26 protein-coding genes are annotated in these 24,979 nt (G+C 53.6%); 16 read left to right on the plus strand and 10 right to left on the minus strand.

The window, feature by feature from the left end; all coding sequences use genetic code 11:
- Positions 1–40: 40 nt before the first annotated feature.
- The 4 genes from HV311_RS24165 to HV311_RS24180 are packed head-to-tail and all read left to right on the plus strand — an operon-like array spanning position 41 to position 4,748.
- On the plus strand, positions 41–487 hold the full coding sequence (locus tag HV311_RS24165) for a PTS fructose transporter subunit IIA (protein WP_016157883.1): 447 nt from the start codon (positions 41–43) through the stop codon (positions 485–487).
- Between the two features lie 10 nt (positions 488–497).
- Entirely contained in the window at positions 498–1,943 is a 1,446-nt protein-coding gene (locus HV311_RS24170; RefSeq protein ID WP_047357775.1) for a PTS fructose-like transporter subunit IIBC, read from the plus strand.
- Positions 1,933–3,003, plus strand: a complete 1,071-nt coding sequence (locus tag HV311_RS24175) for an aminopeptidase (RefSeq protein WP_191220553.1) — start codon at positions 1,933–1,935, stop codon at positions 3,001–3,003. Before HV311_RS24170 ends, HV311_RS24175 begins: the two co-directional genes overlap by 11 nt.
- The gene (locus HV311_RS24180; protein WP_104651897.1) at positions 3,003–4,748 is read left to right on the plus strand and encodes a putative frv operon regulatory protein; all 1,746 of its coding nucleotides are present in this window, start codon (positions 3,003–3,005) and stop codon (positions 4,746–4,748) included. The genes HV311_RS24175 and HV311_RS24180 overlap by 1 nt, the downstream gene beginning before the upstream one ends.
- Positions 4,749–4,804: 56 nt before the next feature.
- On the opposite strand, the gene HV311_RS24185 is transcribed toward HV311_RS24180, so the two are convergent.
- A complete protein-coding gene (locus tag HV311_RS24185; RefSeq protein WP_003825262.1) occupies positions 4,805–5,017 on the minus strand; it encodes a DUF1471 domain-containing protein in 213 nt (70 codons plus the stop codon).
- A 128-nt stretch (positions 5,018–5,145) separates the two neighbouring features.
- Positions 5,146–5,982 carry a formate dehydrogenase accessory sulfurtransferase FdhD gene (fdhD, locus tag HV311_RS24190; RefSeq protein ID WP_049040549.1) on the minus strand — a complete coding sequence of 279 codons (837 nt, stop codon included), beginning with the start codon at positions 5,980–5,982 and terminating at the stop codon, positions 5,146–5,148.
- A 194-nt stretch (positions 5,983–6,176) separates the two neighbouring features.
- Here fdhD and fdnG point away from each other — a divergent pair, with 194 nt between their 5' ends.
- From fdnG to fdhE, 4 genes are read left to right on the plus strand one after another with little or no spacing between them, the layout of a single operon-like run.
- On the plus strand, positions 6,177–9,227 hold the full coding sequence (fdnG, locus tag HV311_RS24195) for a formate dehydrogenase-N subunit alpha (protein WP_087121869.1): 3,051 nt from the start codon (positions 6,177–6,179) through the stop codon (positions 9,225–9,227).
- Between the two features lie 12 nt (positions 9,228–9,239).
- Entirely contained in the window at positions 9,240–10,142 is a 903-nt protein-coding gene (gene fdoH, locus HV311_RS24200; protein ID WP_003028691.1) for a formate dehydrogenase O subunit beta, read from the plus strand.
- Positions 10,139–10,774: a formate dehydrogenase cytochrome b556 subunit gene (gene fdoI / locus HV311_RS24205; RefSeq protein WP_003028686.1), complete on the plus strand. Its 636-nt coding sequence runs from the start codon at positions 10,139–10,141 to the stop codon at positions 10,772–10,774. Before fdoH ends, fdoI begins: the two co-directional genes overlap by 4 nt.
- Positions 10,771–11,700 carry a formate dehydrogenase accessory protein FdhE gene (gene fdhE, locus HV311_RS24210; protein ID WP_003028685.1) on the plus strand — a complete coding sequence of 310 codons (930 nt, stop codon included), beginning with the start codon at positions 10,771–10,773 and terminating at the stop codon, positions 11,698–11,700. Before fdoI ends, fdhE begins: the two co-directional genes overlap by 4 nt.
- A 36-nt stretch (positions 11,701–11,736) precedes the next feature.
- On the opposite strand, the gene HV311_RS24215 is transcribed toward fdhE, so the two are convergent.
- The gene (locus tag HV311_RS24215) at positions 11,737–12,111 is read right to left on the minus strand and encodes a type II toxin-antitoxin system VapC family toxin (protein ID WP_016155182.1); all 375 of its coding nucleotides are present in this window, start codon (positions 12,109–12,111) and stop codon (positions 11,737–11,739) included.
- A complete protein-coding gene (locus HV311_RS24220) occupies positions 12,111–12,353 on the minus strand; it encodes a CopG family transcriptional regulator (protein ID WP_016155181.1) in 243 nt (80 codons plus the stop codon). The genes HV311_RS24215 and HV311_RS24220 overlap by 1 nt, the downstream gene beginning before the upstream one ends.
- A gap of 204 nt (positions 12,354–12,557) precedes the next feature.
- Between HV311_RS24220 and HV311_RS24225 the strand changes: the two genes are divergently transcribed.
- The 3 genes from HV311_RS24225 to HV311_RS24235 all read left to right on the plus strand — a co-directional run bounded on the left by HV311_RS24225 (position 12,558) and on the right by HV311_RS24235 (position 14,053).
- Positions 12,558–13,466 carry an alpha/beta hydrolase gene (locus HV311_RS24225; protein ID WP_181626727.1) on the plus strand — a complete coding sequence of 303 codons (909 nt, stop codon included), beginning with the start codon at positions 12,558–12,560 and terminating at the stop codon, positions 13,464–13,466.
- Between the two features lie 64 nt (positions 13,467–13,530).
- Positions 13,531–13,773, plus strand: coding sequence for a type II toxin-antitoxin system ParD family antitoxin (locus HV311_RS24230; protein ID WP_016155179.1), 243 nt, complete (start codon positions 13,531–13,533; stop codon positions 13,771–13,773).
- On the plus strand, positions 13,766–14,053 hold the full coding sequence (locus HV311_RS24235; protein ID WP_181626728.1) for a type II toxin-antitoxin system RelE/ParE family toxin: 288 nt from the start codon (positions 13,766–13,768) through the stop codon (positions 14,051–14,053). The genes HV311_RS24230 and HV311_RS24235 overlap by 8 nt, the downstream gene beginning before the upstream one ends.
- A 5-nt stretch (positions 14,054–14,058) precedes the next feature.
- On the opposite strand, the gene fabY is transcribed toward HV311_RS24235, so the two are convergent.
- The 6 genes from fabY to HV311_RS24265 form a co-directional block, all read right to left on the minus strand.
- Positions 14,059–15,000 (minus strand): fatty acid biosynthesis protein FabY, encoded by a 942-nt coding sequence (fabY, locus tag HV311_RS24240; protein WP_003825286.1) that lies wholly within the window; start codon positions 14,998–15,000, stop codon positions 14,059–14,061.
- A 44-nt stretch (positions 15,001–15,044) separates the two neighbouring features.
- Positions 15,045–15,482: a D-aminoacyl-tRNA deacylase gene (dtd, locus tag HV311_RS24245; RefSeq protein WP_003028671.1), complete on the minus strand. Its 438-nt coding sequence runs from the start codon at positions 15,480–15,482 to the stop codon at positions 15,045–15,047.
- Complete coding sequence (locus HV311_RS24250) at positions 15,479–16,351, minus strand: virulence factor BrkB family protein (protein ID WP_019077938.1); 873 nt, start codon at positions 16,349–16,351, stop codon at positions 15,479–15,481. Before HV311_RS24250 ends, dtd begins: the two co-directional genes overlap by 4 nt.
- Positions 16,345–16,944, minus strand: a complete 600-nt coding sequence (gene yihX, locus HV311_RS24255; RefSeq protein WP_016157873.1) for a glucose-1-phosphatase — start codon at positions 16,942–16,944, stop codon at positions 16,345–16,347. Before yihX ends, HV311_RS24250 begins: the two co-directional genes overlap by 7 nt.
- Positions 16,945–17,048: 104 nt before the next feature.
- A complete protein-coding gene (locus tag HV311_RS24260) occupies positions 17,049–17,852 on the minus strand; it encodes a DeoR/GlpR family DNA-binding transcription regulator (protein ID WP_016155173.1) in 804 nt (267 codons plus the stop codon).
- Positions 17,853–17,885: 33 nt separating this feature from the next.
- A complete protein-coding gene (locus HV311_RS24265) occupies positions 17,886–18,782 on the minus strand; it encodes a sugar kinase (protein WP_104651901.1) in 897 nt (298 codons plus the stop codon).
- Positions 18,783–18,948: 166 nt separating this feature from the next.
- On the opposite strand from HV311_RS24265, the gene yihU reads away from it, so the two are divergent.
- From yihU to HV311_RS24290, 5 genes are read left to right on the plus strand one after another with little or no spacing between them, the layout of a single operon-like run.
- Entirely contained in the window at positions 18,949–19,839 is an 891-nt protein-coding gene (gene yihU, locus HV311_RS24270) for a sulfolactaldehyde 3-reductase (RefSeq protein WP_103928801.1), read from the plus strand.
- 19 nt (positions 19,840–19,858) lie between these two features.
- Positions 19,859–20,734 carry a sulfofructosephosphate aldolase gene (gene yihT / locus HV311_RS24275; protein WP_049282318.1) on the plus strand — a complete coding sequence of 292 codons (876 nt, stop codon included), beginning with the start codon at positions 19,859–19,861 and terminating at the stop codon, positions 20,732–20,734.
- Between the two features lie 12 nt (positions 20,735–20,746).
- On the plus strand, positions 20,747–21,988 hold the full coding sequence (yihS, locus tag HV311_RS24280; RefSeq protein ID WP_016155169.1) for a sulfoquinovose isomerase: 1,242 nt from the start codon (positions 20,747–20,749) through the stop codon (positions 21,986–21,988).
- A gap of 18 nt (positions 21,989–22,006) precedes the next feature.
- Positions 22,007–22,882 carry an aldose-1-epimerase gene (locus HV311_RS24285; RefSeq protein ID WP_191220554.1) on the plus strand — a complete coding sequence of 292 codons (876 nt, stop codon included), beginning with the start codon at positions 22,007–22,009 and terminating at the stop codon, positions 22,880–22,882.
- A 52-nt stretch (positions 22,883–22,934) separates the two neighbouring features.
- On the plus strand, positions 22,935–24,971 hold the full coding sequence (locus HV311_RS24290; protein WP_191220555.1) for an alpha-glucosidase: 2,037 nt from the start codon (positions 22,935–22,937) through the stop codon (positions 24,969–24,971).
- The last annotated feature ends 8 nt before the right edge of the window (positions 24,972–24,979 follow it).

The raw sequence follows: 24,979 nt of genomic DNA on the forward strand, positions 1-24,979 counted from the left end.
CGTTAAAATCAAATCAAACAGTTTTTAACGGAGTCCCACCATGACAGCCCTTACAGCTAACTGCATTGACCTGAATATTCAGGGGAATAGCGTTTATGCCATCCTCAAGCAACTGGCGAATATGGCGCTTCAAAATGGCTACGTCTCTGACCGCAGCGCCTTCCTGCAAACGCTGCTGATACGCGAAAAGCTGCATTCCACCGGCTTTGGTTCGGGCATTGCCGTCCCACACGGTAAAAGCGTCTGTATCACACGCCCCTTCGTCTTGTTCGCACGCAAATCAGAAAAAGTGGACTGGAAAGCCAGCGACGGCGAGGACGTTAACTGCTGGATCTGCCTCGGCGTGCCACAAACGGGCGAGGACGATCAGGTCAAAATTATCGGCACCCTGTGCCGCAAAATTATCCATCAAGATTTCATCAACCAACTGAAGCAAGGCGACACCGACCAGGTGCTCGCCCTGCTCAATCAGACCTTAACCTCATAAGGAAGCGGCTATGGAGTCATCCTTGCGTTTAGTGGCGATTACCAACTGTCCGGCGGGTATCGCCCACACTTATATGGTGGCAGAAGCGCTGGAGCAAAAAGCGCGCTCGCTCGGCCATACGATTAAAGTCGAAACCCAGGGCTCAAGCGGCGTCGAAAACCGACTGACCAGTGAAGAAATTGCCGCTGCCGATTACGTTATTCTGGCTACAGGTCGCGGCCTGAGCGGTGAAGACCGGGCGCGTTTCGCCGGGAAAAAAGTCTATGAAATAGCCATTTCCCAGGCGCTGAAAAATATCGACCTGATTTTTACGCAGTTACCGACTCATTCACAACTTTTTGCCACTGATAGCAGCGTGAAGCTGGGAAAACAGGAGGTCCAGCACGGTAGCGTGATGAGCCACCTGATGGCTGGCGTTTCCGCCGCGCTGCCGTTTGTTATTGGCGGCGGTATTCTGGTTGCCATCGCTAATATGCTGGTGCAGTTCGGTTTGCCCTATGCCGATATGTCGAAAGGTGCGCCGTCGTTCACCTGGGTTGTTGAATCCATCGGCTATCTGGGCTTCACCTTTATGATCCCCATTATGGGGGCATACATCGCGTGGTCGATTGCCGATAAGCCCGCTTTTGCCCCGGCGTTTCTGGTGTGTTACCTGGCGAACGATAAAGGTCTACTCGGCACCCAGTCCGGCGCGGGGTTTCTCGGCGCGGTCGTACTCGGGCTGGCAATTGGCTACTTTGTGCTTTGGTTTCGCAAGGTTCGGCTCGGCAAAGCGTTGCAGCCGCTGCTCGGCTCCATGCTGATCCCGTTTGTCACTTTGCTGGTGTTTGGCGTCCTGACTTATTACGTCATCGGCCCGGTGATGTCCGACATCATGGGAGGCCTGCTGCACTTCCTGAACACCATTCCACCATCAATGAAAATGGGCGCAGCCTTCCTCGTTGGCGCAATGCTGGCATTTGATATGGGCGGGCCAATCAATAAAACGGCCTGGTTCTTCTGCTTCTCACTGCTGGAAAAACATATCTATGACTGGTACGCCATCGTCGGCGTGGTGGCGCTGATGCCGCCCGTCGCGGCAGGTATCGCTACCTATTTAGCGCCAAAACTGTTTACCCAGCAGGAGAAGGCCGCCGCCAGCAGTGCGATTGTGGTGGGGGCCACCGTCGCTACCGAACCGGCAATCCCCTATGCGCTGGCCGCGCCGCTGCCGATGATTACCGCCAATACGCTCTCCGGTGGTATTACCGGCATGCTGGTCATCGCCTTTGGAATCAAACGTCTCGCGCCAGGTTTAGGTATCTTTGATCCGCTGATTGGCCTGATGTCTCCGGTGGGGTCATTTTATCTGGTGCTGGCTATCGGTCTGGCACTGAACATTTCGTTAATTATCATCCTGAAAGGATTGTGGCTGAAACGTAAAGCCGCACAGCAGGAGCTTGCCCATGAACATTGAGTTACTTCAGCAGTTATGCGAAGCCAGCGCCGTCAGCGGTGATGAGCACGAAGTTCGCACTCTTCTCATTAATGCGCTGGATTCCAGCGTCGATGAAATCACTTTTGACGGCCTCGGCAGCTTTGTCGCACGCAAAGGCAACCGTGGGCCGAAGGTTGCCATCGTCGGTCACATGGATGAAGTGGGCTTTATGGTCACACATATCGACGAAAGCGGCTTTTTGCGCTTCACCACAATTGGCGGTTGGTGGAGCCAGTCGATGCTGAACCACCGGGTCGCCATCCGTACCCGCAAGGGCGTTAAAATCCCTGGCATAATCGGCTCCGTAGCACCGCACGCCTTAACGGAAAAGCAGAAACAGCAACCTCTGACATTTGACGAAATGTTCATCGATATTGGTGCCAACAGCCGCGAAGAAGTAGAAAACCGCGGAATTGCGATCGGTGATTTCGTTAGCCCGGAAGCCAATTTCGCTCGCTGGGGCGAAGATAAGATCGTCGGCAAAGCGCTGGATAATCGCGTCGGCTGCGCCCTGATGGCCGAGCTTTTACAAACCGTGAATAACCCTGAAATTACCCTGTACGGCGTGGGCAGCGTGGAAGAAGAAGTGGGTCTACGCGGGGCGCAAACCTCAGCGGAGCATATCAAGCCCGATGTGGTGATCGTGCTGGATACTGCGGTTGCGGGCGATGTGCCCGGAATCGACGGCATTAAATACCCACTCAAGCTTGGCGAGGGCCCAGGGTTGATGCTGTTCGATAAGCGCTATTTCCCTAATCAGCAGTTGGTTGCCACATTAAAAGCGTGTGCAGAAAACAGCGGTGCGTCATTGCAGTTTTGCACCATGAAAACCGGGGCGACGGACGGTGGACGCTATAACGTTATGGGCGGCGGTCGTCCGGTGGCGGCACTATGCCTGCCGACTCGCTATCTCCACGCCAACAGCGGCATGATTTCCGCATCGGATTACGACGCGCTGTTTACGCTGGTGCGCGAACTGCTCATCTCGCTGTCGACCGAAAAGGTCCGCGCGTTTACTGACTTTCGCCGGGAGAGTTAATGCTTTCGGAACGCCAGTTAAAATTGGTGGATCTTCTTGAACAGCAGCCGTGTTTGCTGGGCGACCTGGCGCGGCAAACTGGCGTTTCAGGCAGAACCATCCTGCGCGATATTGACTACCTCAATTTTACCCTCAGCGGTAAGGCCCGCATTCAGCCCGGCGGCAGTGCGGGCTATCAGTTGGAAATTGTCGACAGACGCGGTTATTTTCAGCTTCTGCAACGCCATGATAATGATGACCGGTTGCTGGCCTTTCTTCTGCTCAATACCTTTACACCGCGTGTACAGCTGGCTTCGGCGCTCAATTTACCTGAAACCTGGGTGGCCGATCGTCTCCCACGGTTGAAGCAGCGCTATGAGCGGGCCTTTTGTCTTGCCAGCCGCCCGGGCGTCGGTCATTTCATTGATGAACCAGAAGAAAAGCGCATTATCCTGTTGGCGAATCTGCTTAAAAAAGATCCCCTCTTAATTCCACTGCCGGGTATTACCCGGGACAACATCGACAGGCTCAATGCAGCATGTGAAAAACTTAATGAATTCCCGCTTATCTCGGGAGAGTACCTGGCAAGTCTGGTGCTGGCCGTCTATGCCCTGCGTAACCAGCTCTCCGGATCATGGCCGGAGTGTCGGTATGTTTCACTGAAAAATGCGGTGGAACAAGGAGGAGTCTACCTGGGCGAGAACGCCTTCAGAACACTGATCGGCCTTCTGGAAATCAGACAACGGCAGGCAATGACAATCTCTGCCGATGCGGTGACCTTGTTGTTAAAAAGCGTTCCCGGCATCGCTGCGTTGAACGTTATCGATACCCAACTGGTTGATAATATTACCGGCCACCTGCTGAGATGCGTCTCTGCCCCGGTTTGGGTACCGGAACATCGCCAGAGCAGTATGCACAACCTGAAGTCGACCTGGCCTGCCGCCTTCGATTTGAGTCTGCGTTTTATTGCCCTGTTGCGTGAAAAACTGGATATCCCACTGTTCGATAGCGACCTCATCGGGCTTTACTTCGCCTGCGCCCTGGAGCGCCATCAAAACGAGCGCCAGCCGGTCATTTTGTTATCCGACCAGAATGCTATCGCCACCATCAACCAACAGGCCATTGAGCGAGATGTTCTGAATTGTCGGGTGATCATTGCGCGAAATACGAGTGAAGTCAGCGCCATCAGTGAAGAAATCACCCCACTGTTAATCATCAACAATAGTCACTATTTACTTGATGAATCTATAAAAAATACCTTAACCATCAAGAATATCATCACCGCAGCGGGTACCGAGCAGATTAAACACTTCCTCGCGACGGCCTTTATCCGCCAGCAGCCCGAACGTTTCTTTTTACAGCCGGGCAGCTTCCATTACGCCAATATGAAGGCCGAAAGCTGGCAGAGTATCATCGGCCGGATCTGCGGCCAGCTTGTGGCACAGAGCCATATCACCGAGGACGAAGCGCTGCGCATTTGCGCCCGGGAGCATGAAGGTGAAAACCTGATCGTGAATCGCCTGGCGATTCCTCATTGCTGGAGCGAACAGGAGCGCCGCTTTCGTGGTTTCTTTATTACCCTCGCACACCCTATTCTGGTGAATAACGAACCGGTCAGCCATGTCCTGATCGCCTGTGCCGCCGCCGAGGCGCGGCATGAGCTAAAAATCTTCAGTTATTTATCCAGCGTGCTGAGCAGCCATCCGGCAGAAACTATTGCGGGATTGAAAGACTATAACGCGTTTATCGCATTGCTCAGGCAGTGAATGCCGGAAATGAAAAAAGCGCCTCAAGGGCGCTCTTTCGACAGTACTGAGGTATTTTATTTCAGCAGTTCAGCGGTCATGTGCACGCGGTTGCCGGTGTATGCCTGAGTGATTTTATAATCGCTGGCACCTGCACGTTCAGCCTGAGCGGCAATTTTTGCTTCAGCGCTTTCCAGTGTAGAACCGGTTGCGGTAACTGTCTGAGCAGCGAAAGAACCGAAAGAAGTAGCCAGAGCGATAACTGCGACAAAAGTTTTGATGCTTTTCATGATATAAACCCTTTAACTTAGTTGTTTGATTAAGGCACCGTGCCTTGATGTGATAAATAATAGCCATCTCATCGCACAACTAAAAGCGGAAGGATTTGCCAGTCTTATTCAAATTAATTGAATACTGGTTACTCAGTTATCAGACGCTCGGGATGTGTATAAATCGTCGCCCGGCCCGGTTTGCAAAAACCCACCAGCGTCAGGTTACAGCGTTCGGCAACTTCCACAGCGAGCGTTGTCGCCGCAGAAACAGCAAACAGGATTTCCACGCCGCACATTGCCGACTTCTGCACCATCTCGTAGCTGGCGCGGCTGGAGACTAATACCGCGCCCTGCTGCCAGGTTTCCCCTTCGATCGCACGTCGTCCCAGCAGTTTATCCAGCGCAACATGACGTCCAACATCTTCATGCCCACCCGCCAGATGACCTGACGGCTGTACCCAGGCAGCCGCGTGCGTGCAGCCTGTCAGTTGCCCAACAGGCTGGAAATCAGGGAGATGCCTTAAGGCGTTATCGAGATGCGCCAGATTGAATGTCTGGGTAAACGGCAGCGGCTGGACCGGTTTGCCAATATCATTAAGTTGCTCCACGCCACAAACACCGCAGCCAGTCCGACCGGCCAGTGCGCGACGACGCTCTTTCAGCCCCATAAAGCGCCGGCTGGACAGCTCAACCTGCACTTCTAATCCGTTGCAGGAAGGCACCACGTCCATCCCGTAAATATCTTGCGAGGACTCAATAATGCCTTCAGAAAGTGAAAAACCCATCGCGAAGTGCTCAAGATCTTTCGGGGATGCCATCATCACCACGTGTGAAATCCCGTTGTATACCAGCGCCACAGGCACTTCTTCAGCTACCTCATCTGGCTGAGGATGTTGCAAGTCCTCGCGCTTCCAGAGGGTCAACTGACGAGATCCTGTCGGAGATGTCACATTCTTGATGTTTTCTTGAATAATCTTATTCACTTTCTTTTAACCGTATTGGAACACGCATACCAACATTGTGGTATTCTTTACAAACCCCTCCTGGACGGAGGGAAATTCACCCAATTCTGGACCTTTGCGGTCCCGTCCGCAAAGAAAAATAACAACCACTTCCCTCGCGTTCGCGTTATAGGAAAACGAAGGGAACGTGACAATGTCGAAACAAGGAGCGAACCATGCAGGTCAGCAGAAGGCAGTTCTTTAAGATCTGCGCTGGCGGTATGGCAGGCACCACGGCAGCGGCACTGGGCTTTGCACCCGGCGTAGCGCTAGCGGAAACACGGCAATATAAATTGCTGCGCACCCGCGAAACCCGTAACACCTGCACTTACTGTTCCGTTGGCTGTGGACTGTTAATGTACAGTCTCGGTGACGGAGCAAAAAACGCCAAAGCATCCATCTTCCATATAGAAGGGGACCCGGATCACCCGGTGAACCGTGGCGCACTGTGTCCGAAAGGGGCAGGACTTGTGGACTTCATCCACTCTGAAAGCCGCCTGAAATTCCCGGAATACCGCGCACCTGGCTCTGATAAGTGGCAACAGATTAGCTGGGATGAGGCATTTGACCGCATCGCTAAGCTGATGAAAGAAGATCGCGACGCTAACTACGTTGCACAAAACGCCGAAGGCGTAACCGTTAACCGCTGGCTTTCCACCGGGATGCTGTGTGCTTCCGCTTCCAGTAACGAAACCGGCTATTTAACACAAAAATTCTCCCGCGCGCTTGGTATGCTCGCGGTCGACAACCAGGCACGCGTCTGACACGGACCAACGGTAGCAAGTCTTGCTCCAACATTTGGTCGCGGTGCGATGACCAACCACTGGGTCGACATTAAAAACGCCAACCTCGTTGTGGTGATGGGCGGTAACGCCGCTGAAGCTCACCCGGTCGGGTTCCGCTGGGCGATGGAAGCCAAAATTCACAACGGCGCGAAGCTGATTGTTATCGATCCGCGCTTTACGCGAACCGCGGCGGTGGCTGATTTCTATGCTCCGATTCGTTCCGGTACTGACATTGCTTTCCTGTCAGGCGTTTTGCTATACCTGCTGAACAACGAAAAATTCAACCGCGAATACACTGAAGCCTATACCAACGCCAGCCTGATCGTGCGTGAGGATTACGGTTTCGAAGATGGCCTGTTTACCGGCTACGACGCGGACAAACGCAAGTATGACAAAACCAGTTGGAACTACGAACTGGATGAAAAAGGCTTCGCCAAACGCGATGTCACCCTGCAACACCCGCGCTGCGTATGGAACCTGCTGAAACAGCACGTCTCCCGCTACACGCCGGACGTCGTAGAAAATATCTGCGGTACACCAAAGGCCGACTTCCTGAAGGTCTGTGAGTACATCGCAGAAACAAGCCGCCCAGATAAAACCGCGTCGTTCCTGTACGCACTGGGCTGGACGCAACACTCCGTTGGTGCGCAGAACATCCGTACCATGGCGATGATCCAGTTGCTGCTGGGCAATATGGGGATGGCAGGCGGCGGCGTTAACGCACTGCGCGGACACTCTAACATTCAGGGTCTGACCGACTTAGGTCTGCTGTCACAAAGCCTGCCGGGCTACATGACGCTGCCAAGCGAGAAACAAACTGACCTGCAAACTTACCTTGCCGCCAACACGCCAAAACCGTTGCTGGAAGGCCAGGTGAACTACTGGGGCAACTACCCGAAATTCTTCGTTTCGATGATGAAAGCCTTCTTTGGCGATAAAGCGACAGCGGAAAACAGCTGGGGCTTCGACTGGCTGCCGAAGTGGGATAAAGGGTACGACGTCCTGCAGTACTTCGAGATGATGAACCAGGGCAAAGTGAATGGCTATATCTGCCAGGGCTTTAACCCGGTCGCATCATTCCCGAATAAAAACAAGGTTGTGGCTTCACTGTCCAAACTGAAGTTCCTGGTCACCATCGACCCGCTCAATACAGAGACCTCCACCTTCTGGCAGAACCACGGTGAGTCGAACGATGTTGACCCGTCGAAAATCCAGACTGAAGTATTCCGTCTGCCGTCCACCTGCTTCGCCGAAGAGAACGGTTCTATCGTCAACTCCGGTCGCTGGCTGCAGTGGCACTGGAAAGGTGCGGATGCCCCGGGGATTGCCGTTACCGATGGTGAAATCCTCGCCGGTATCTTCCTGCGTCTGCGCAAGATGTATGCCGAGCAGGGTGGCGCGAACCCGGAACAGGTACTGAGCATGACCTGGAACTACTCCACCCCACACGAACCGGCTTCGGAAGAAGTGGCGATGGAGAGCAACGGTAAAGCCCTGGCCGACATTACCGACCCGGCCACCGGTGCCGTTATCGTCAAGAAAGGCCAACAGCTTAGCTCGTTCGCCCAACTGCGTGACGACGGTACCACCTCCAGCGGCTGCTGGATTTTTGCCGGTAGCTGGACGCCGGAAGGCAACCAGATGGCACGTCGCGATAACGCCGATCCGTCAGGCCTTGGCAATACGCTGGGCTGGGCATGGGCGTGGCCGCTCAACCGCCGCATTCTGTATAACCGCGCCTCCGCTGACCCGCAGGGGAATCCGTGGGATCCAAAACGTCAGATTCTGAAATGGGACGGGGCGAAATGGAGCGGGATGGATATTCCTGACTACAGTGCCGCCGCGCCGGGCAGCAACGTTGGGCCGTTCATCATGCAGCCGGAAGGGATGGGACGCCTGTTTGCTATCGATAAGATGGCAGAAGGTCCGTTCCCGGAACACTACGAGCCGTTTGAAACGCCGCTGGGGACTAACCCGCTGCACCCGAACGTTATCTCTAACCCTGCCGCACGTATCTTTAAAGGTGACGCGGAAGCACTGGGTAAAGCGGATAAGTTCCCGTACGTCGGTACGACCTACCGTCTGACCGAGCACTTCCACTACTGGACTAAGCATGCGCTGCTTAACGCTATCGCCCAGCCGGAGCAGTTTGTGGAAATTGGCGAGAAGCTGGCGAATAAGCTCGGTATCTCTCATGGCGATACCGTCAAAGTCTCCTCTAACCGTGGCTATATTAAAGCCAAAGCGGTGGTGACCAAACGTATTCGCACGTTGAAGGCCAACGGTCAGGATATCGACACTATCGGAATCCCGATTCACTGGGGCTACGAAGGTGTGGCGAAAAAAGGCTTTATCGCTAACACGTTAACGCCATTCGTCGGTGATGCGAACACGCAGACGCCGGAATTTAAGTCCTTCCTCGTGAACGTGGAAAAGGTGTAACGGAGACGACCTATGGCTTATCAATCGCAAGACATCATTCGTCGTTCCGCCACTAACGGTTTCACCCCCGCGCCTCAGGCGCGGGACCATCAGGAAGAGGTGGCGAAGCTTATCGACGTCACCACCTGTATCGGCTGTAAAGCGTGTCAGGTGGCGTGTTCTGAATGGAACGACATCCGTGATGAAGTGGGCAACAACGTTGGGGTGTACGACAACCCGGCTGATTTGACCGCTAAATCCTGGACGGTAATGCGCTTCTCGGAAGTGGAACAAAACGACAAACTGGAGTGGCTAATCCGCAAGGATGGCTGTATGCACTGCGCCGATCCGGGCTGCCTGAAAGCGTGTCCGGCCGAAGGAGCAATCATTCAGTATGCCAACGGTATCGTCGACTTCCAGTCCGAGCAGTGCATCGGCTGTGGCTACTGTATCGCGGGCTGCCCGTTCGACGTGCCGCGCCTCAACCCGGAAGACAATCGCGTTTACAAATGTACGCTGTGCGTTGACCGTGTAGTGGTCGGACAAGAACCAGCCTGCGTGAAAACGTGTCCAACCGGCGCTATTCATTTCGGCACTAAAGAGTCGATGAAAACGCTGGCCGGTGAGCGCGTGGCGGAGCTGAAAACGCGTGGTTACGAAAACGCGGGTCTGTACGATCCGGCAGGCGTTGGCGGTACGCACGTGATGTACGTATTGCACCATGCGGACAAGCCGAATCTGTACCACGGTCTGCCGGAGAACCCGGAAATCAGCGCCACCGTGAAGTTCTGGAAAGGCATCTGGAAACCTCTCGCAGCCGTCGGCTTTGCAGCGACATTTGCGGCCAGTATCTTCCACTACGTCGGCGTAGGCCCGAACCGTGCGGAAGAGGAAGAAGACAATCTGCATGAAGAAAAAGACGAGGTGCGCAAATGAAACGACGTGACACCATCGTGCGCTACACGGCGCCGGAACGCATCAACCACTGGATCACCGCCTTCTGTTTCATTCTGGCGGCAGTGAGCGGGATGGGTTTTCTCTTCCCGTCTTTTAACTGGCTGATGCACATCATGGGCACGCCGCAACTGGCGCGAATTGTGCACCCGTTTGTCGGCGTGATCATGTTTGCCTCGTTTATCATCATGTTTTTCCGTTACTGGCACCACAATCTAATCAATCGGGATGATATCTTTTGGGCGAAGAATATTCGTAAGATTGTCGTCAACGAGGAAGTAGGTGACACGGGACGTTATAACTTCGGCCAGAAATGCGTATTCTGGGCGGCGATTATCTTCCTGGTCCTGTTGCTGGTGAGCGGAGTGGTCATCTGGCGTCCGTATTTTGCGCCTGCTTTCTCAATCCCGGTGATCCGATTCGCGTTAATGCTGCATTCATTTGCCGCAGTAGCGTTAATTGTGGTTATCATGGTGCACATTTACGCCGCCCTTTGGGTGAAAGGCACCATTACCGCGATGGTGGAAGGATGGGTTACCAGCTCATGGGCGAAGAAACATCACCCGCGCTGGTACCGTGAAGTCCGCCAGAAACAGGAAAAGTCATCTGAATGAGTATTCGCATAATCCCGCAAGATGAGCTGGAGAAGAGCGAGAAACGCACGGCGGATATGATTCCGCCGTTATTATTCCCCAGACTCAAAAATTTGTATAACCGCCGCGCTGAACGTCTGCGCGAGCTGGCCGAGAACAACCCGCTGGGTGATTACCTGCGTTTTGCCGCGCTGATCGCTCACGCGCAGGAAGTGGTGTTGTACGACCATCCGCTGCAGATGGATCTGACCGCTCGCATCAAAGAAGCGAACGATCAGGGCAAACCGCCACTGGATATCCACGTTCTGCCACGCGACAAGCACTGGCAAAAACTGCTGCAATCGCTAATTGCTGAGCTGAAGCCGGAAATGAGCGGCCCTGCGCTGGCCGTGATCGAGAATCTGGAAAAAGCCTCGGAGCAGGAGCTGGAACTGATGGCCAGCGCGCTGTTTGCCTCCGATTTCGCCTCCGTCAGCAGCGACAAAGCACCGTTCATTTGGGCTGCCCTGTCGCTCTACTGGGCGCAGATGGCGAGCCTGATCCCCGGCAAAGCCCGTGCGGAATACGGCGAACAGCGTCAGTACTGCCCGGTGTGTGGTTCAATGCCGGTCTCCAGCATGGTGCAAATCGGTACCACTCAGGGGCTGCGCTATTTGCACTGCAACCTGTGCGAAACCGAGTGGCACGTGGTGCGCGTGAAGTGCAGCAACTGCGAGCAGAGCCGTGATTTGAACTACTGGTCGCTGGATAACGAACAGGCGGCAATTAAAGCTGAAAGCTGCGGCGATTGCGGAACTTACCTGAAGATTCTCTATCAGGAAAAAGACCCGAAAGTCGAGGCCGTAGCCGACGATCTCGCTTCACTGATGCTGGACGCACACATGGAGCAAGAGGGCTTTGCCCGCAGCTCCATCAACCCGTTCCTGTTCCCGGGTGAAGGGGAGTAAGTTCTTCGCACTACCGGGCGGCGCAGGTCGCCCGGGTTATAACGTATACGGTGTGACCACGCCGGATATGCCTGCAAAATCCCTGGTATTACGCGTAACCAGTGTAAGACGATGAATCTGCGCAGTGGCCAAAATGATGGCATCCGGCAATTTCATCCCATATTCCTGCCTGATACTCACGCTTCGTTCAGCAATATCCTGTGAAACACCGATCACATTAAAAGCGCCTAGCGCAACGCGTGTGCGAGATTCCTGATGATATTTTTTTGCTCCCACCATCAACTCCATCCATGTAATGAGGCTGATTGCGTTCTGCGGCGGCCATGTTTCTATCGCTAGTTTTGCTTCACTTCGCCCGCTAAACAGGTCGATGAGGATGTTGGTATCAAAAAGCGCAGATCCTGTGACCATTACCATTCCTCACGGAGTTTACGCTGATAATCAACGCCATCTTCCTCACAACCTTGCCATAGCCCAAGAGCACGTGAAATTGTCGTTTCAGCTTGATCCTGCCTCTCAAGATACTGTTCAACAGCCTCCCGCAAAAGCTCGGCCCGCGGCAGATTACGCTGCACCTTGAGATCATCAAGACGTTTGATCACTTCGTCTGATAAATCGAGTAAAATTCTGCCCATATCCATCCCAGCCATCATACTCACATATACCTCCAGTATATCATTGGCGATTAATTTCCACACAACATACACCCGAGAAAAGCGAGAAAATAGCCTTCACGCGAACGATTTTTACTTTTGAGAGCCGCTTTCCAGAATCGTACACCCGTCACTTTTCCCATTCTCATTCGTGGCTATCCAGGTTATAAAACTGTATATCCATACAGATAAGGAAAATAATAAATGGCACTGGAAAGCGGGATTGCACAGCTGGTTGAGGCATTTATCGCGGCGGGACGCCCTTCTTCGCGCGAGCAAAATATTGATGACCGGAGAGCAGGCTACATTGCCAGCACGGTACTGGCAGGAGAAACTGAAACCCGCGTACAGGTTGAAGATATTGAACTCGATGCAATGACATTTCGCGTTGTTTCGCCGCGGGACGCCACGGGAAATCTCCCCTGCGTTATCTATTATCACGGTGGCTGCTTTGTCAGTGGTGGATTCGCGACGCATGATAACCAGCTAAGGCAGCTCGCCTGGTACAGCGGCTGTCGAGTCATTGCGGTGCAGTATCGCCTTGCGCCAGAGCATACTTTCCCGGCTGCACATAACGACGCTGAAACGGGAGCCAATATTATCTGGAAGTATGCCCAGAAACTGGGTGTCGACCGCGGCAGAATTACGCTTGCTGGCGACAGCGCGGGCGGGCATCTGGCGCTGGTCACTGCACTGCGCCTGAAAGCTGCCAATCAATGGCAACCTGCGCAGCTTATGCTGATTTACCCGATGCTGGACGCAACCGCCAGGTTTGAGAGCTACGACCGAAATGGGCAGGATTACATTATCACGCGTGACACGTTGCTTTCGGGCTACGAGATGTATTTGCCGCAAACCGACCTGCGGCATCCCGAAGCCAGCCCAGTCTGGCGTGAAGACTTCAACGGTCTGCCGCCCACGCACATCATTACAGCCGAATTCGACCCACTGCGCGATGAGGGTGAGGCCCTGTATCAACGGATCCTGGAGCAGGGCGTGGAGTGTACCTGCCAACGCTATCTTGGCGTTATCCACGGATTTTTCCAGCTGGCAGGAGTGAGCCAGGCGGCACGAAATGTTATGCGAGATGTGGCCTGGCGGCTTGGCCGTTAGGGTTGTTTATGTTTTCGTCCACGGGTGCTATCTTGTGTGAATAGATAACACAAAGGACAAACTTATGCCCAGAACTACCAGCATTACAATCGGCGAGCATCTCGATCGTTTTATTAACGAAATGATTGAAAGTGGGCGCTATGGCTCCACCAGCGAAGTTGTTCGTTCGGCATTGCGTTTGCTGGAGGAACAAGAATTGCGAAATAATGCATTACGCGACGCGCTGGAGGATGGGATACACAGTGGCACAAGCGACCTGACTCTACAGGAGGTCGCGCTCAGGAAGAAGCGCAGTCTGAATGTATAAACTCTCTAATCGGGCAGTCGAAGACTTTGAATCTATCTATGAATACACCTGGAGAAAATTCGGTTATCAACATGCAGATAAATACACGACTGAGATGGAGCAGCTTTTTTTACTATTAGAGAAAAACCCTTTGATGGGTCGCAACAGCTCTGAAATTAAGGAAGGCACCCGTCAATACAACCACCGCCAACATGCAATTTTTTATCAAAATGCGGATTATGGCATTTTCATAATCCGCATTTTACATCAGCAAATGAACCCAATATTGCATTTTAACTAGAGAAACTACTCTTCCTCATTCCCGCCCTCTTCATATGCGCCAAACGGTTTCGCGGGTAGCACAATGTAGGTACCTTCAAACACGACGCCCGGCGTGTCATCGCCAAACACCCCGACCTGCATCTGAACGCGCGCCTTACGGCCTCTTGCCAGACGGTCCAGGTCACCGCTCAGCGAGCCCAGATCGGCAATAGCGGTAGGTTTCCCGGTAATTGGCCTGCTGTATCGGATATGCGCGTCGGCGAGGATTATCGTCCCCCCCAGATGACGCTCGCGCAGCATCAGCCAGATAAGCCCCCAGCCCGTTAACGTCGCCAGTGAAAACAGGCTTCCGGCAAACAGCGTATGGTGCGGGTTCTGATTGCCAGTCTCTGGCATCGTCGTAATAAATTTCTGCCCGGTGTACTGCTGAATGCGCACGCCCATTTTCTCACTCAATGGAATATGTTCGTACCAGGCTTGCTGTAGCTGTCCGCACCAGTCCCCGCGATGGAGAATGTCGTCCAGCGTTGCGATGGGCTTAATCATCAAAAAATGGCGCACCGGCGTGGTTTGCGGCGTGGTAATTTCGCCCTGACTCACAAACCCCAGTTTAGCGAAAAATTCGACCGCATCTTCACGGGCGCTACAGGTTACGCGCTTTACCCCTTCCTGACGCGCCACAGACTCCAGGGTCATCGCCATCAGCGTGCCCAACCCTTTCTCCTGCACAGAGGGGTCAACGGCCATAAAGCGTATGGAGGCTTCGTTATCCGCATTGATATACAAACGCCCAACCGCGACCAGATTTCCCTCTTCGTCCACCACCATCTGGTGATGCGCCATCGCGTCCCAGGCATCCCGTTCGGAGCCTTTGGGCTGGTGCAACGGTTTACGCAACATCTCCCAGCGAAACTGGTAGTAACGCTCCAACTCTTCTTCTGTTTGCGGTACTCGAAGGTGATACATAGTCGTATTCTCTCTTGTTGCCCGCGGCCACACCGGTAGCTGGTTCATACTTGTAACCAGAACGTCACGGGGCCATCATTAACCAGTGAAACCTGCATATCCGCAGCGAACCGACCGGTTTGCGTATTCATTTCCTGTTGGCGGCAACGCTCAACAAAGTATTCATACAGCGCTTCTGCCCGCTCGGGCGCAGCGCCTTTCGAAAACCCCGGGCGCATGCCACGTTCGGTATCTGCCGCCAGCGTGAACTGTGAAACCACCAGCACACTGCCACCTGATTGCTGCACGTTGAGGTTCATTTTTCCTTCGGCATCGCTAAAGATTCGATAGCCGAGTACGCGCTCGCACAGACGGTTCGCTTTCTGTTCGTCATCATCCCTTTCGACACCTAACAGGACCAAAAGTCCTGGGCCAATTTCACCCGTCACCTCGCCCTCCACGGTGACGCTGGCACGGGTTACGCGCTGAATTAATGCAATCATGGTTGATCTGCTTCTTCTTGTTCTGCGGCTTGTTTAAGTTTGCGGTATTCCCCGAGAGTGACAGTTATTTCCGCGCCTAGCAAGACGATACACCACGTCCAGTATACCCAGACAAATAAAATGGGGATCACCGCCAGGACACCGTAAATGAGCTGATACGACGGAAACATCGTGATGTAGAGCGCAAATCCTTTCTTTCCGGCCTCGAACAACACGGCGGCCACAAAGGCGCCAATAACCGCATCACGATTGGGCACGCGCGTAGTCGGTACAATGCTGTAAAGCAGCCAGAACGAGAGCCAGGAAAGCACCAGAGGGAAAATACGCAAGACGTCATCAATCACCGAGTTGAGATCGCTGGCCCAGCGCAATGACAACAAATAAGAGCTGATCGCCAGACTGGCCCCCGCCAGCAGCGGTCCCAGCGTTAAAATCATCCAGTAAACGGCGAAAGAGTAAACTTTGGGACGAGTGCGCTTACTGCGCCAGATAGTATTCAGAGCATTATCAATGGCGTACATCAGCAATAACGCCGTGACAATCAGCCCACATGCCCCAACGGCCGTCATTTTGTTCGAGTTGGCGACAAACTGTTCGATATAACGCTGGATGACGTCTCCCGTCGCCGGGATAAAGTTTGCGAAAATAAAATGACGTAGCTGGGCACTGACGTCGGAAAACATCGGAAATGCGGCGAAAAGAGCAAACACAACGGCGATAAGCGGCACTAATGAGAGCAGTGAAACGTAGGCAAGATTCCCTGCCAGCGTCGTCATGTTGTCCTCATCAATCCGCTGCCATAGTAGCTTCAGCCAGGCCCGTACAGGACGCGTATGGTGCCTGGCTTGTTGCTGAACATTTTTTAGCATAACAACTTCGCGAAATAGTCAGGAATGGTCGTTTTATCGACGACCTGGATACTGGTAATCCCTAACCGGTTAGCTCCTTCAATATTATCGGCGTTGTCGTCAAAAAAGACCGCATCGTCCGCAGAAAAACCTTCAGACTGCAGGACATGCTGGTAAATCCGCGCTTCCGGTTTTCGCATGCCCAGATCCTGGGAAAGATAAATATGGTCAGCAGCCTGACGAATTTCAGGATATTCATCCGGCCAAAATGTTGTGTGCAGACGGTTAGTATTCGACAAGACGACCACCCGATGCCCCTGCTCACGCAGTTTATGCATGATGTCGATGACTTCAGGGCGCAATGCCACAAAAACGGCCTGCCAGCCGTGAGAGAACTGCTCGTAACTTAGCGGCAGCGCCATGTCATGACATAGCGCCTCGGCAAAGGCTTCATCCGTTATTTCACCTCGCTCATGCTGGTGAAAAGCCTCCCCCATGGTGAAACTTTGCTTCAGCGAGGCCAGCGGTACACGGCTCAGATCGCTCCATGTGCCCAACACGCGGTTGAAGTCGATATCGACAATCACATTACCTAAATCAAAGATATAGAGCATGCCCTTCTCCTTATTCGCCGTGGATGAATAACTGTAGCGGGAAAGGAGAAGTTTGACTATGTGAGAGTGATGGCTTCGAACTTATCGAGCCATCATCTGAGGAATTACACGGCCAAAGCATCATCTTGTGAAGGACTCACCTGCACAATTTCAACCTGTTGTGACTGGAGTAAATTATGCAATGCGGGACCTGGGTATTCATCGGTAAACAGCGCGGTCACCTGAGAGACGTTACCAATTTCTACCGCGGCAGAAGCCGTATATTTCGTATGATCCGCTGCCAGCAGAATGTGTCTTGAGTGCGACATCATCGTTTTCACTACGCTGGCTTCATTGACATCAAACTCCAGCAGCGCGCCATCACTTTCGATCGCGCCAACGCTGGTTACCAGGTAGTCGGCCCGAAAATCAGCGACAAATGCCGAGGCAGAAGGACCAATGATGCCACTGTTGTGCGGGCGTAACGTTCCCCCCGGCACCATGACTTCAAAACGTGGATTGTTATAAAGAATGTGCGCCACACGCAGACTGTTGGTGATAATGCGCAAATGATTATGGTTTAACAGCGAGCGGGCCACCTGCTCAACGGTGGTGCCAATGGTAATAAACACCGTTGACCCATCGGGAATGTAGTCCGCCACCGCTTCCGCGATGGCTTTTTTCTCCTCCGTCCAGGAGACTTCACGCTGCTCAAACGCCGTATTCACCACGCTGGAGGCTCTGCCCGCGCCACCATGATGACGCGTAATTAATCCCTGCTCGCTGAGTTTACGAATATCACGACGCACGGTCTGCGTGGACACGTCCAGCAGGCTGGCCAGCTCGTCGATATTCATATAACCGCGCTCGCTAATCAGCATAAGCAGTTGATCGTGTCGCGGGTTACCGGTCAGTTCGGTAAGACTCATGAAATTTCCTCGAAAAACCATTGCCCTGGCATTTTATACAAAAAGTGACAGAAAAGATCGGGTTTGATCACAGTCAGGGATTCCGGCCCTTCCTCCCGGACGCGTACATTTTAGCGCAGCAACTCCGCTGGCGAACCTGACGGCCTCTTCCGGGAGGTCGCCGCCGGCCAGGCTAAACGCGAGCGCACCGTGGAAAACATCCCCCGCCCCCGTTGTGTCAACAACGTCGACTTTAAATCCAGATTGATGCTGCAACGTATTATTTTTTATCCAGTCGCAGCCTGCACTGCCCCGCGTTACATACACGTGACCATTTGTGAGCGTTTGTGCTTGTTTCAGTCCGGCTTCAGGATCGTTTATCCCGGTTAAACGCGCCAGACCGGGTTCAGAAAACGCAGCATGATCGCTTAATGCCACCAACTCGCGGATATCTTGTGGCGTTACGTCACCATCCAGTACCGTCATCACTCCCGCCCGACGTGCCAATGTGAACGCCTGCCTGGCCCCTTCGTGCCAGCGAACATCCGCCAACACCACATCCCACTGGGTAAAATCGATCTCATTGAGCCAGTCAGCATCATGCAGTAAATCCGGGCTGGGATAGTTAACGATAATCCGTTCCCCTTGCGCATCAACCATAATTGCCGATTGTGAAGACTTCGCCCCCGCGTAGCGCCGGGAATAGCGGGTATTTACCCCCAGGGACTCCAGCTCCGCCAGCAAGCTATTTCCGGTGTCGTCATCGCCCACACGGCCAATAAAGTCCACCTGCGCGCCCAGCTTCGCTGCAGCCACTGCGGCCGTTGCAGCAGGCCCGCCGCCCACTTCCGTATAACGCTTCGCCACATACTTACCTCCTTCAGTCGGTAAACCTTCCACGTAATAGATGCGATCCATCACGGCAATACCTACACAAGCAATACGAATCATGGTCGTTCCTTAGGCGTTTCAAGATGGGATCATTTTAATTTCACAAAATGTTTAAAAAGTGACGGCTGTCAATTTTTTGACCATAAATTACAAATACGATCAAAAACAGACAGAAACAAACGACCTTAAATGACAAAAAATGACATCCACGTCTCAGGAGAACGTTATGGCAGTTATAGCATTTATCGGATTAGGTCAGATGGGTTCACCCATGGCGAGCAACTTGCTGAAGCAGGGTCATCAACTCAGCGTCTTTGACGTTAACCCGGATGCCGTTCAGCGCCTGGTGGAAAAAGGAGCACAGCCTGCCAGTAGCCCGGCTCAGGCAGCAAAAGGTGCAGAATTTGTCATCACCATGCTGCCAAACGGCGATCTGGTGCGCAGCGTATTGTTCGGCGAGCAGGGTATTTGCGAAAGCCTCTCCCAGCAGGCGTTAGTAATTGATATGTCGACTATTCACCCACTGCAAACCGATAAACTCATCGCCGATATGCGTGCCCAAGGCTTCGATATGATGGATTGCCCGGTTGGACGCACCTCCGATCACGCCATAGCGGGAACGCTGTTGCTGCTGGCAGGTGGAACGGCACAGCAGGTAGAACGCGCCACACCGGTTCTGATGGCGATGGGTAATGAATTGATCAATGCAGGTGGTCCCGGCATGGGGATCCGCGTGAAGCTCATCAACAACTACATGAGTATCGCGCTAAACGCCCTCTCTGCCGAAGCCGCCGTGTTGTGCGAGGCACTTGGTCTCTCCTTCGATGTGGCTTTGCAAGTCATGAGCGGCACCCCCGCCGGAAAAGGCCACTTTACTACCTCCTGGCCGAACAAAGTGCTGAAAGGCGATCTTTCCCCGGCTTTCATGATCGATTTAGCTCACAAGGATCTTGGCATCGCCCTGGACGTTGCCAACCAATTGCACGTGCCGATGCCGCTCGGCGCCGCTTCCCGCGAAGTCTATAACCAGGCACGCGCCGCTGGCCGTGGCCGGGAAGACTGGACCGCAATACTCGAGCAGGTTCGGGCATCTGCCGGACTGAATTCCCAACTTTGATAAGTAAAAGGACTGAACAATGACCAAGTACACCCTGAAAGATATCACCCGAGCTTCCGGCGGGTTTGCCATGCTGGCGGTCGATCAGCGCGAAGCCATGCGCTTAATGTTTGCCGCCGCGGGTGCAAAATCCCCGGTCAATGACAGCGTGCTGACTGATTTCAAAGTCAATGCGGCGAAGATCCTTTCCCCCTATGCCTCCGCCATTCTGGTCGATCAGCAGTTCTGCTACCGCCAGGTTGTAGAGCAAAACGCGGTCGCCAAAAGCTGCGCCATGATTGTGGCCGCTGATGAGTTCATTCCGGGTAACGGTATTCCGGTCGATAGCGTGGTGATTGATAAAAAAATCAACCCGCAGACTGTGAAGCAAGATGGTGCCAAGGCCCTCAAACTGCTGGTGCTGTGGCGTAGCGATGAAGATGCCCAACAACGTCTTGATATGGTGGGAGAATTCAATGAACTGTGCCATTCCAATGGCCTGCTGAGCATCATCGAGCCGGTTGTTCGCCCACCACGTCGTGGCGATAAGTTCGATCGTGAACAAGCCATTATCGATGCCGCGAAAGAACTGGGTGATAGCGGTGCCGATCTCTACAAGGTCGAAATGCCTCTGTACGGCAAAGGAACCCAACAAGAGCTGCTTAGCGCCTCTCAGCGCCTGAATGAAAACATCAACATGCCGTGGGTCATTCTCTCCTCCGGTGTGGATGAAAAACTGTTCCCACGCGCGGTCAGCGTAGCAATGACCGCTGGCGCATCCGGCTTCCTGGCCGGACGTGCGGTCTGGTCATCCGTGGTTGGCCTGCCGGATACCGAACTGATGCTGCGTGATGTTTCCGCACCTAAGTTGCAGCGTCTGGGCGATATCGTCGATGAAATGATGGCCCGGCGCTAAGAGGATCTCAGAATGAAATGGTTTAACACCCTAAGCCACAACCGCTGGCTGGAGCAGGAAACAGACCGCATCTTTAACTTTGGTAAGAACGCTGCGGTACCTACCGGATTTGGCTGGCTGGGAAACAGTGGTCAGGTCAGAGCAGATATGGGGACACATCTGTGGATCACCGCCCGCATGCTGCACGTCTACTCCGTTGCCGCGTCAATGGGTAGGCCTGGCGCATACCAACTCGTCGATCACGGCATTAAAGCGCTGAACGGTGCGCTACGCGACACACGCTACGGCGGTTGGTACGCCTGCGTAAATGACGAAGGCGTGATGGACGCCTCCAAGCAGGGTTATCAGCATTTCTTCGTCTTGCTCGGCGCGGCAAGCGCGGTCACTACCGGTCATCCACAGGCCAGACAATTGTTGGATGATGCCATCGAGGTGATTGAAAAGTACTTCTGGAGCGAAGACGAGCAGATGTGCCTGGAGTCCTGGGACGAAGCCTTCAGCCAGACGGAAGATTACCGTGGCGGTAACGCCAACATGCACGCGGTCGAGGCTTTCCTGATCGTTTATGACGTTACCCATGACCGTAAATGGCTCGATCGCGCACTGCGAATTGCTTCGGTGATTATTCACGACGTGGCCCGCAGCGGGGAGTATCGCGTCAACGAGCACTTCGATTCACAGTGGAACCCAATTCGTGATTACAACAAGGATAACCCTGCTCACCGTTTCCGCGCATACGGCGGCACGCCGGGCCACTGGATCGAATGGGGCCGTCTGATGCTGCATCTGCATGCCGCGTTGGAAGCCCGCTTCGAAACGCCTCCCGCCTGGCTGCTGGAAGATGCCAAAGGCTTGTTCCACGCCACCATCCGTGATGCCTGGGCACCGGACGGTGCGGATGGTTTTGTCTATTCGGTGGACTGGGACGGTAAACCAATCGTTCGCGAAAGAGTGCGTTGGCCGATAGTCGAAGCCATGGGTACCGCCTATGCCTTGTATACCCTCACCGGCGACAGCCAGTACGAAGCCTGGTACCAGAAGTGGTGGGATTACTGCATCACCTATCTGATGGACTACGAGACCGGTTCATGGTGGCAGGAGTTGGACACCGATAACAAAGTGACCACCAAAGTCTGGGACGGTAAGCAGGACATTTATCACCTGCTGCACTGCCTGGTAATCCCGCGTCTACCGCTGGCTCCGGGCCTTGCTCCGGCGGTTGCTGCCGGTCTTCTGGATATCAACGCCAAATAAGTCACAAGGATAGCAGCCATGCATAGTGGTGGAAAAACCATTCATCTTCAGGCCGGACACTACCAGGCGAAAATCGTCACGGTTGGCGCTGGGCTGGCAGAATTGATGCATCGTGGGCGTCACATCGTTATTCCACATAAGCCGGAAGAGATGCCGCAGGCGCATTTAGGAAAAGTGTTAGTCCCATGGCCAAACCGCGTTGCAGACGGCTGCTATCAACATAACGGCAAGACCTTCCAGCTTGCCATTAACGACCCTGTTTCGCATACCGCCATTCATGGGCTGTTGGCCTGGCGAGACTGGCAGATTAACCAGCAGTCGGCATCGGAAGTGTCGCTGATGATTTTTCTGCCGCCCTCTTATGGTTATCCCTTTTCGTTACTGGTTGAAACAACATATCGCCTTGATGCAATAAGCGGTCTGCACATTTTTATTACTACGCTGAATATTGGTGATGAATCAGCGCCTTATGGTTCTGGCGCTCATCCCTATTTGACCTGTGATCTTGAGAAGATAGATAGCTGTACACTCACTCTTCCGACAGATGAGGTCTTTGACATTGATACCCTGGAAACGCATCGCGTTGAGAATACCGCGCTGAATTTCACCACGCCGCGCCCTGTCGCTGCAACGCAGATCGATCACACCTTTAAAACCCCTGTGTCCGGGCGTGAATGGGAAGTCAGCATGTTCAGTGCAACGAAAAATATGACGACGTACTTACGTTGCGACCAGCCGTGGCTACAGATTTACAGCGGCGAGAAATTACACCGTCTGGGGCTTGCCGTAGAACCCATGACCTGCCCGCCAGATGCCTTTAATTCAGGCATCAGTCTTATCTCTCTGGCACCCGGCGAGATGCATCGGATGCATTTTTTAATCGGTGCCGAATAACCCTATCCCAAAACAAAAATTACCGAATGGCCCTACACCTACGGAGACGAACATGAATTCGCTACAACAACGGTCAACCGCTTTAGAACTAACGACGTTACAGAATGGCTTTACGCTGACATACCACCAGCGCCTGATTTTACGTCACAGCACAGAAACCCCCTGCCTGTGGATCGGCGCTGGCGTTGCCGATATTGATATGTTCCGCGGCAACTTCAGCATTAAAGACAAACTCAATGAGAAGATTGCCCTGACCGACGCCACGGTCAACGAGTCGCCTGACGGCTGGCAGGTGCATTTCAGTCGCGGTAACACCATCAACGCCACGCTGCACATCTCCACCGATGAACAGGGTCGCCTGAAGCTGGATCTGCACAACGATGATCTCAGCCATAACCGCATCTGGCTGCGTCTGGCTGCCAACCCGGACGATCATATTTACGGCTGCGGTGAACAGTTCTCTTATTTCGACTTACGCGGTAAACCGTTCCCACTGTGGACCAGCGAACAGGGCGTGGGCCGTAACAAAAATAGCTATGTCACCTGGCAGGCAGACTGCAAAGAAAATGCTGGTGGTGACTACTACTGGACCTTTTTCCCGCAGCCGACCTTCGTCAGCACGCAGAAGTACTACTGCCACGTTGATAACAGCTGCTATATGAATTTCGACTTCAGCGCGCCGGAGTATCACGAACTGGCATTGTGGGAGGACAAAACCACCCTACGATTTGAATGCGCTGACACCTACATCTCTTTACTGGAAAAACTGACCGCGCTGTTAGGACGCCAGCCGGAGCTGCCGGACTGGATCTACGATGGCGTCACGCTCGGTATTCAAGGCGGTACTGAGGTTTGCCAGAACAAACTGGACACCATGCGTAACGCAGGCGTGAAAGTAAACGGCATCTGGGCGCAGGACTGGTCCGGGATCCGCATGACCTCCTTTGGCAAACGCGTGATGTGGAACTGGAAGTGGAACAGCGACAACTATCCTCAGTTGGATAGCCGTATTAAGCAGTGGAAAGAAGAAGGCGTGCAATTCCTCTCCTACATCAACCCGTACGTCGCCAGCGATAAAGATCTCTGCGCCGAAGCGGCTGCGCACGGTTATCTGGCGAAAGATGCCTCTGGCGCTGACTATCTGGTTGAGTTTGGCGAGTTTTACGGCGGCGTGGTGGACCTGACCAACCCTGAAGCCTACGCCTGGTTCAAAGAAGTCATCAAAAAGAACATGATTGAGCTGGGATGCGGCGGTTGGATGGCCGACTTTGGCGAATACCTGCCAACCGACACTTACCTGCACAATGGCATTAGCGCTGAAATTATGCATAACGCCTGGCCTGCGCTGTGGGCGAAATGTAACTACGAAGCGTTACAGGAGACTGGCAAGCTCGGCGAGATCCTGTTCTTTATGCGTGCGGGTTACACCGGCAGCCAGAAATACTCCACCATGATGTGGGCAGGCGATCAGAACGTTGACTGGAGCCTTGACGACGGTCTGGCCTCGGTCGTGCCTGCTGCGCTGTCACTGGCGATGAGCGGCCATGGTCTGCACCACAGCGATATCGGCGGCTACACCACCCTATTTGAAATGAAACGCAGCAAAGAGCTGCTGCTGCGCTGGTGTGACTTTAGCGCCTTCACGCCGATGATGCGCACCCACGAAGGTAACCGCCCTGGCGATAACTGGCAGTTTGATGGTGATGCTGAAACCATCGCTCACTTTGCTCGTATGACCACCGTCTTTACCACCCTTAAACCGTATCTGAAACAGGCGGTCGCGCAAAACAGCGCTACCGGTCTGCCGGTGATGCGCCCGCTATTCCTACATTACGAAGACGATGCGCGGACCTACACCCTGAAATATCAGTACCTGCTGGGACAGGATGTGCTGGTTGCGCCGGTTCACGAACAAGGCCAGCAAAACTGGACTCTGTATCTGCCGGAGGATAGCTGGGTCAACATCTGGACCGGGGAAACTTACCAGGGCGGTGAAATTACCGTGGATGCGCCTATTGGCAAGCCTCCGGTGTTTTATCGCGCGAAGAGTGAATGGGCGTCACTGTTTGCCACTTTACGCAACATCTAATGCGGCTC

Origin of the sequence: Citrobacter sp. RHBSTW-00881, assembly GCF_013728515.1 — a bacterium.
Taxonomy (GTDB): Bacteria; Pseudomonadota; Gammaproteobacteria; order Enterobacterales; family Enterobacteriaceae; genus Citrobacter; species Citrobacter braakii.